Annotated in this window: 9 protein-coding genes; 1 reads left to right on the top strand and 8 read right to left on the bottom strand. The window is 63.8% G+C overall.

The genetic code is table 11. The annotated features are described in order from the left end of the window. From NCR40_RS21705 to NCR40_RS21675, 7 genes are all read right to left on the bottom strand, one after another. On the bottom strand, positions 1-200 hold a 200-nt coding region (locus NCR40_RS21705), incomplete at its 3' end, for an electron transfer flavoprotein subunit beta/FixA family protein (RefSeq protein WP_502800977.1). 46 nt (positions 201-246) lie between these two features. After that, the gene (locus NCR40_RS21700; RefSeq protein WP_250469926.1) at positions 247-855 is read right to left on the bottom strand and encodes a HutD/Ves family protein; all 609 of its coding nucleotides are present in this window, start codon (positions 853-855) and stop codon (positions 247-249) included. After that, a complete protein-coding gene (locus tag NCR40_RS21695; protein ID WP_250510611.1) occupies positions 836-2,023 on the bottom strand; it encodes an NAD(P)/FAD-dependent oxidoreductase in 1,188 nt (395 codons plus the stop codon). Before NCR40_RS21695 ends, NCR40_RS21700 begins: the two co-directional genes overlap by 20 nt. A 113-nt stretch (positions 2,024-2,136) precedes the next feature. Next, on the bottom strand, positions 2,137-2,922 hold the full coding sequence (locus tag NCR40_RS21690) for an ABC transporter ATP-binding protein (protein ID WP_250495306.1): 786 nt from the start codon (positions 2,920-2,922) through the stop codon (positions 2,137-2,139). Further along, the gene (locus tag NCR40_RS21685) at positions 2,910-3,683 is read right to left on the bottom strand and encodes an ABC transporter permease (RefSeq protein WP_244831428.1); all 774 of its coding nucleotides are present in this window, start codon (positions 3,681-3,683) and stop codon (positions 2,910-2,912) included. Before NCR40_RS21685 ends, NCR40_RS21690 begins: the two co-directional genes overlap by 13 nt. A gap of 9 nt (positions 3,684-3,692) precedes the next feature. Then, positions 3,693-4,703, bottom strand: coding sequence for an ABC transporter substrate-binding protein (locus NCR40_RS21680; protein WP_250469924.1), 1,011 nt, complete (start codon positions 4,701-4,703; stop codon positions 3,693-3,695). Between the two features lie 134 nt (positions 4,704-4,837). Then, complete coding sequence (locus NCR40_RS21675) at positions 4,838-5,839, bottom strand: LysR family transcriptional regulator (protein WP_250469923.1); 1,002 nt, start codon at positions 5,837-5,839, stop codon at positions 4,838-4,840. 139 nt (positions 5,840-5,978) lie between these two features. On the opposite strand from NCR40_RS21675, the gene NCR40_RS21670 reads away from it, so the two are divergent. Then, positions 5,979-6,995, top strand: a complete 1,017-nt coding sequence (locus NCR40_RS21670) for a GlxA family transcriptional regulator (protein WP_244831425.1) — start codon at positions 5,979-5,981, stop codon at positions 6,993-6,995. 30 nt (positions 6,996-7,025) lie between these two features. Here NCR40_RS21670 and NCR40_RS21665 read toward each other — a convergent pair whose 3' ends face one another. Then, positions 7,026-8,228, bottom strand: coding sequence for an NAD(P)/FAD-dependent oxidoreductase (locus NCR40_RS21665; RefSeq protein ID WP_250469920.1), 1,203 nt, complete (start codon positions 8,226-8,228; stop codon positions 7,026-7,028). Between the last annotated feature and the right edge of the window lie 53 nt (positions 8,229-8,281).

The following is an 8,281-nucleotide window of genomic DNA, read 5'->3' as shown; positions in this document are numbered from 1 at the left end:
TGCGTGACGCCGCACGACACGGCGATCACTTCGGTTGCCACGCCCGCTTCCTTCAGACGCACCGCCTCTTCCACGGCAATCTCGTCGAACGGGTTCATGGACATCTTCACGTTGGCGATATCGACACCCGTATTGTCCGACTTCACCCGGACCTTCACGTTGTAGTCGACCACGCGCTTGACTGGCACCAGAATTTTCATGGGTGCATATCTCCTTGCTTGAATGATTCGAAAAGAGCCGCGCGGATCAGCGCCGACTGTCGGGCTCGACGAGGACGAGCGCAATCGATGCATCGCTTCCCGACGACCGAGGCGCGAGATGAAGCGCAGGCGCGCCCGGCATGCGCGTCAACACGTGACCTTCCGCCAGCATGATCTCGTCGTCGCTGTCGGCAGCGTGCACGAGGCAGCGGCCATTCATCGTCAGCACGAGCGCGACACATTCGAGGGGCACGAACGCGGCGTCGCGCAATGGCTCGATGCGTGCTCGATAGCGCCCGCGCAACGCCATGACATTGAGCGCGACAACAGGGCCGTCGTGCAACGTGGCTTGCCACGCAACGCCGCCGTCGTATTCCATGGCGATACCGCGCCGCAAGTGACATTGCACGGCGTCGTCTTGCAGCGTGACGCCCGCACCGGTCATGACGAGCGATTGCCGCGTCATGCCGGGAAAGCGCGAATACGGACCGTCGCGTTCCACGTCGGCCAGGCTGATGCGCCAGCCGCCCTCCGCATCTTCCGCGAGCGCGCGCGTGGTGCCGCCGCCGTTGCGCCATGCCTGCGGCGCAAAAGACGCGAGCGGTGCAATGGCGACGCCCTCGGGCGCGCGCGCTTCAGGAGACGGCGCCGACACCGTACTTTCCAGTGAGCAGCGCGCCGGTCTCGAAGCGTTCGATCGAGTAAGGCGCGAGCGAGACATCGGTTTGCAAGCCGAGTGCGGCTTGCGCAAGCACCTTGCCGACCGTCGGCGAGAGCTTGAAGCCGTGCCCCGAAAAGCCGTAGCCGACGACGAGCCCTTCGATGCCGGGCAGCGCGCCGAGCACCGGATTCCAGTCGGGCGTGACGTCGTACACGCCCGTCCACGACGACGCAATGCCCGCCGCTCCGTATGCGGGAAACCGTTCGGCGACCTGAGCGCCGACCTCGACGACATAGTCCATCGAGATGTCGCCCTGTTCGGTATCGGCCGTGGCGAGTTTCTCTCCGGCGGTGCCTTCGCTGACGAGCATCTGATTGCCGCCATAGCAGCGGTAATAGAGCATGCCGGGCGAGGCCAGATCCTTGAACACCGGCATGGTGTAGGTGTAGGCCGCGCCCTCGCATTCGAGCGCAAGCACCGCATGACGCTCCGGCGAGACGGGCAGTGTGCGGCCGGTCCATCCGGCGAGTTCCGGGGTCCAGATGTTTTGCGTGCTCACGACCATTGCCGCTGAAAAATCTCCGATGCTCGTCGACACGCCGCTCACCTTGCCGTGCTCGATCAGCAAGCGGTTCACGGTGACGTTCTCGCGGATCGTCACGCCGCCGCGCCGCGCCGCGCGAGCGAAACTGGTCGCCGTGAGATACGCATCCGCGAAGCCCGCCTCGGGTTCATAGCCGATCAACGCGGCGTCGTCGAACTGCGCGATGGGCATGAGCTCGTGAGCCTGGCGAGCATCGAGCAATTCGAGCGGAATGCCTTGCTGCTTCTGCTGTTCGAGCGATGCGCGCAGCGGTTCGACCTTGTCGCCATCGGCCGCAACGATCATGTAGCCGCACTTCACGAGTCCGCACGAGGCTTCATCGTCGCCGACGTAGCCCGCGAAATCGTTGAACACGGCCCACGACTTGCGTGCGAGTTCGACGTTTTCCTTGACCGAATAATGCGTGCGCAAAATGCCCGACGATTGCGACGTCGTGCCCGCGCCGATGGTCGCGCGATCGAGCACGAGCACGCTTTTGGCGCCAAGCTTTTGCAGATGAAACGCAACGGAACTGCCGATCACGCCCGCGCCGATCACCACTACATCGTACGTATTCACTGTCGCGCTTCCTTTCTCATGCGGATGATGTTTGCAGTGTGCCGGGTTGCCGCCATCGCGAGCGCTTCATAAGCAAAAGCGATGGATAGCAGCAGTACCGGCGCGTTCGAACGTCAGCCAGCGCCTTCCAGGCCTCGCATGACTTCGGCCTGCACCGTTTCCCAGATCGACTTCTTCATCTCCAGATACGCAGGCGATAGCTGCACTTCGGCGGTACGCGGCAAGGGCAGGTCGTTGCGGATGTCCTGCACGATGCGCCCCGGTTTCGCGCCCATCACGATCATGCGCGTGGAGAGCAGCAGCGCTTCGTCGATCGAATGTGTGATGAAGACGATCGTCTTGCCGCTCTTCTCGTAGATCGACAGAAGCTGTTCCTGCAGCACTTGCCGCGTCATGGCGTCGAGCGCGGCGAAGGGTTCGTCGAGCAGCATCACGTCCGGGTCGTTGGCGAGTACGCGCGCAATCGACACGCGCTGTTTCATGCCGCCCGAAAGCGCGCCGGGATAGCTGTCCTCGAAGCCTTTCAGCCCCACGGCTTCGATATAGCGACGCGCGGCATCACGCCTTTCGGCCCGGCCGACGCCGCGCATCTTCAACCCGAACGCGACGTTCTCGCTGACCGTTTTCCACGGAAACAGCGCGTATTGCTGAAAGACCATGCCGCACGCCGGCTCGACATCCTTCACTTCGCGGCCATTGACGAGCACGCGGCCCTGCGTCGGCGGCTCGAAGCCGGAGATCATGTTGAGCATCGTCGATTTGCCGCAACCCGACGCGCCAAGCAGCACGAGAAACTCGCCCTTCGCGACTTCGAGATCGACTTCCTTGAGCACTTGCAACGCGCCGAAGGACTTCGCCACGCCTTCGAGGCGAATCATGGGGGCATCTATCGTTGCCATGCGAGCACTCCGCGTTCGATGAGCCTGAACAAGCCATCCGTGATGAGCACCGTGATGCTGATGAGCACCATGCCGAGCACGACCGTATCGGTCTGGAAGAATTCGCGGCCGTTCATGATCATGAAGCCGAGCCCTTGCTGCGCGGCGACGAGTTCGGCGGAAATCACGCAGGTCCACGAGAGGCCGAGAATCACTTTCATGCCCGACAGGATCTGCGGCATGCAGCCCGGCAGGATGACTTCGCGCATGACCTGCCAGCGGTTCGCGCCGAGATTGCGCGCCGCGCGCACGAAGATCGGGTCGATGTTGCGCGTGGCGTCGATCACATAGAGAAGGGCAGGCGCGAACGATCCCATGAAGACGATGCTGTACTTCTGCGTCTCGGTGATGCCGAACCACAGCAGCGACAGCGGTATCCAACTCATCGACGGCAGCGGGCGCAGGAAGGACAGCAGCGGGTCGAACACGGCGCGCGCCACGCGCGAGGTGCCGAGCGCAATGCCGAGCGGTATCGACACGACCGCCGCGGCGAGAAAGCCCACCATGACCCGGCGTATGGAGGCCAGCACGTTATCGAGCAACGTATGCTGATTCCACATGCGGATGCCGCGGCTCAGCACTTGCGACGGCGCGGGCAGAAACACCGCATCGACCAAACCCGCGCGGCACACGAGTTCCCAGAGCAGCAGAAAGCCGATCAGCGAGCAGGCGCTGACGACGAAAAGCCCGCCGCGCTTCGTCCATTTGTTGTCGGATGCCATGCTGCGCGCTCAGAGATACGACGCGTTGATCCAGTCCGCCACTTTCGGCGACTGGTCGATCTGCTTGAGATCGACGAGCATGTCGCTCAGCTTTTGTACGCCGTCGACGAACGGTCCCGGCTTTCCGCCGCTGCCGACGAATAGCGTCTTTTGCTGCGCGTGGGAATACCACTGCGTCTGCTTGAGCACGGCCATCTGCTCGTCCTGCGTGAGATTCGTGAGCGTCATCAGAATGGGCGCGACCTTCTCCGGCTCGTGCGTCATCATGTCGTTGGCTTGCGCGACACCTTGCAGAAAGGCTTTCGGCACATCAGGATGGGCGCTGGCGAATGCGGTGCGCACCAGCAGCACGTCCGGGCCCGGCGTCAACTGATATTGCTTATAAAGCGAGAACGAGGAATCGTCGAGCAGCAGTTTGGTATCGGGCAGCGCCTTGATGCGGTCGAACGTCGGTGTCCATGCGGCGGCGGCATCGATCTGATTACCGCGATACGCCGCCAGCAGTTCCGTCGCCGGCAAGTTGATGATGCTCACGTCCTTCGCCGGGTCCAAGTTCGCCTGGCGCAGCACGTCGAGCAGCAGGACATGCGAGCTCGACGCATACGTGACGCCGATCTTCTTGCCCTTGAGATCGGCGAGCGACTTCACATTGCCACGCACGAGAAGGCCTTCCGATTTGCCGAAGTTGTTCGGCGTCGAGATGAGCTGAAACTGCTTCGCGCCGCTTGCCATCAGCGCGAGCGCCGAGACGACGCCGGTCCCCGCAATGTCGATGTTCCCCGCCATCACCGCGCCCATGCGCGCCGACGAAGTGGAGAACGATTGCCAGCGGCAGTCGATGCCGAGCTTCGTGAAGATGTCCGTCTTCATCGCGACATAGGCCGCGTAGTGCCCGAGCCATGCCGAGCCGCCGTAGTTGACGACGGTCGCGGCGCGCGCGAATGACGCAAGGCCCGAGGTGGCCGCGGCTACGCCGACGAGTGAAGCCTGCTTCAGAAAACTACGGCGGTTTGTGGTCATCGTCCTGCCCTGTCTCTTAGGTTGAACTGCGTGTATCCGCTGTCAGCTACGGATGGTAGAGGCGAACGCATCCCTGCCATTAAGCCGCGCGGCCGAATCAGAAACTCTTATGTTTTGAAGCAGTTCCGCTAATTTCACGCGGCGCTTTGCGCGGCGAACGCGGCGGTGTAGGCATCGAAAAGATGGGGCGGCGCACCGGGCAAAGCCGCAAGCAAGCCCGGTGCAATTACGTCGCGCGTCACGGCCACCGACTCGCGCGCGACGGCCTCGGCCATCGACGACCATTCGGCCTGACGCGTGAGAATGTAGAAATGACGATGCCCGATGCGCGTCGTGGCCAGCGGCACGACCGCGATATCCGCCAGATGCGCGCGCGATTGCCAGAGACACAGCGGCGACGTGATGGCGCAGCCGAATCCCGAGCCGACCAGACTTAGGAGCGGGTCGGTATCGTCGAATTCATAGCGGTTCGGGGCATTGAAATTCATGTGCCTGATGAGCCGCTCCACTTGCTGCCCGATGAGCGAGCGGCCCGTATAACGCAAGAGCGGCAACTCGCGCAGCACCTCATGAAAGGACTCGGGCGCGCGCTTGCCGCTGAAGCGCCTCGGCGCGACCGCAATGAAAGTCTCGGAGAAAAGCGGCCGTAGTTCGACGCGTCGTGGATCGAGCGTGGCTTCCGTGCAAATGGCGAGATCGAGTTCGCGATTGGTAAGCTGTTCGCTGAGGGTCGGCGTGAGGCCGGACCACATCGACAAGGTTTTCATGCGCCCGGAAAGACGTTGCACGAGATGCGGCCCGACGCTTCCGGCGAAGGAATCCACGCAACCAATGCGCAGACTCGGCACGCCTTCGCTCGTCGCCGTACGCACGTCGTGCGAGACCGCCTGCGCGTGTTCGAGCAGCGCGCCCGCGCGATCGAAGAGAATGCGGCCCGCCGCGTTGGGCCGCACCGGACGGAACTCGCGATCGAAGAGCGCCACGCCTTGTTCGCGCTCGAGCGCCGCGATGAGTTGGCTCACGGCGCTTTGCGTGACGCCGAGTACGCGCGCCGCTTCCGTCATGGAGCGGGTTTCGCAGACCGCGACGAACGCCTGCAACGCGCGCAGATCGACCCCGACGAACGAATTTCGCATGCTTTCTCCTCGGCCGATTCCGCCGCAGATGCAGCGCGTGTCGCCGCTCAGATCCCATACCGTTGCGGCGCTTCTGGCCATACGCTTGTTTTAGCGACCATAATAGCGCTCACATGCTGGCCCTAAGCCGCCTTCGCGAATGCGGAGGTTCGAATCGTCCATTGCGAATCGCGCGTTGCTCAAATCCGCTTCTTCGTCCGCCGCCGTGCCTCGCCAGTTCGTGTTCTTGCTGGCCGATGGCTTGTCCATGATGAGCCTCTCGTCCGCCATCGAGCCGTTGCGCTCGGCCAACCGCCTCGCTGGCGAAACATTGTATGCGTGGACGCTCGCCAGCCTCGACGGCGAGCCGGCGCCTGCATCGAACGGCATCGCGCTTGCCGCGCGCAAGTTCGACGACGTGCTGGCCGGCGCGGACTATGTGTTCGTCTGCGGCGGCCTGCGGCTCGCGCCCGCGCTCGAACCGGCCTTCGTCGCCGCGTTGCGACGCGCGGCGCGCACCGGTGCGGTCATCGGATCGCTTTCCACGGGCACCTATCTGCTCGCGCTAGCAGGCCTGCTCGATGGCTATCAGTGCACCATCCACTGGGAAAATCTGCCGGCGTTCACGGAGGCTTTTCCCGACCTGCTGTGCAGCAGCAAGCTATATGAAATCGATCGTGACCGCATGACGTGCTCGGGCGGTATCGCTTCGATGGACCTGATGCTGCATCTCATCAAGATGCAGCACGGCAGCGATCTCGCGGTGCGCGTGGCGAACCAGTTCCATCACGAGCGCATGCGCGACACCGCCGACAGCCAGCGCGGCTGGCGCGATCAGAATCACGCGAGTCTGCCGCGCGGCATCCGCCGGGCGATCGAGATGATGCGCGCGCATGTCGAGACGCCGTTGCAGATCAACGATATCGGCTCGGCTATCGGCATGACGTCGCGGCAGATGGAACGCCTGTTCCTGCGGCATCTGAACGCGACGCCCGCACGCTACTACGTGCAGTTGCGGCTGGAGCGCGCGCACGAAATGCTCACGTATTCGAGCGTGCCGGTCGCGGATGTCGCGGTGGCGACGGGATTCGCGTCGCCTTCGCATCTGGCGCGCTGGGTCCGGCGCGCCTACGGCATCAGTCCGACGGAGTTGAGAGCGGCACAGACGCAGTCGTGAGCAGGCGGGCGTAAAGGCGACGCAATGCGCTCAGGCCGCTTCCAGCACCGGCGCCGATGCGCGCAGCGGCAACGGCAGCCAGCCCTGAAGCTCGCGCCAGTCCGGTTCGAGATGAGCGAAGCGCGCCAATCTCAGCGACGACAAATCCGCAAAACCGCAGCGCCCGTCCATCACGAGGTCGCGGATGGCGTGACCGCTTGCGGGCGAAAGGCCGAAGCCGACGCTCGATAGCGTCGCGACCGTCACATTGCCTCGTTCATCCGGACGATCGATCACGGGCCGTCCATCCGGCGTGTTCTCGATATATCCCGCCCAACTGCGGATGACTTTCGCGTGCGCCGCCTTGGGCAGCAACGCAGCCAGGCGCGCCGCGATACTGCACTGAAGCGGAGTCGATTGTGGCCGCACCTTCGGCACATCGTCGAGGCCGATCCATTCGTGCGGACCGCCGCCGTAAGCGAGATTGCCGCGCAGCGTCTGCCGTCCATAGAGGCCATTGCCGTCCACGCCGCCGATGGCCATTGGCGGCAACGGCTCGGTGACGATCATCTCGGCGCGTGCGGCGGCGAGCGGCACATCGATATCCAGTTGCGCCGCGAGCACGCCGGTATGCGGCCCGGCCGCGATCACGAGATGATCGCAGGCAATCTCGCCGTGAGCCGTTTTCACCGCGCTCACACGTCCGCCTTGCCGGACGAATCCTGTCACCGGCGTGTGCTGGAGAATGCGCCCGCCGTGATCCTCCAGCGCCCACGCATAAGCCTGCAACGTGCGATGCGGATTCGCATGTCCGCCGAAGTGATAGAAGTAGCCGGCATGGACGTTGTCGCCGGCGAGCGGCACCAGTTCGCGCACCTGTTTGGCATCGAGCACGTCCGAGCGCAGGCCGTGGTGTTCGCCGTTTTCGAGCGCGCGCCGGTACAACACGAACTGCTGTTCATCGAGCGCAATGCGCAGACGCTCGGCGCGGAACTCGGTCGGATAGCCGAGCAGGTCGTCCATCATCGGCCAGAGACGCTGTTCTTCGAGAAAGAGCGGGCTGTGATGATGCGAGCAACCGCCGCCGTTGCGGCCCGACGCGCCCCAGCCGATCATTCCCGCTTCGAGCACCAGCACGTCGACACCCTCGCGCGCGAGCCACCATCCCGCCGACAAACCCGTTACGCCGCCGCCGACGATAACCACCGAAGCGCCCTTCGGCGTGCCGCTGTCCTGTTGCGTGTCTGCTTTCATGCTTGTCTGTCCGGAAGATTCGATTCGAGTGCGACGGCCGGTCGATGCTTCGT

It is taken from the genome of Caballeronia sp. GACF4 (genome assembly GCF_023631025.1).
Taxonomy (GTDB): Bacteria; Pseudomonadota; Gammaproteobacteria; order Burkholderiales; family Burkholderiaceae; genus Caballeronia.
The sequence above is the reverse complement of the archived record's forward strand: the minus strand, read 5'-3'. Positions and strand labels throughout refer to the sequence as shown.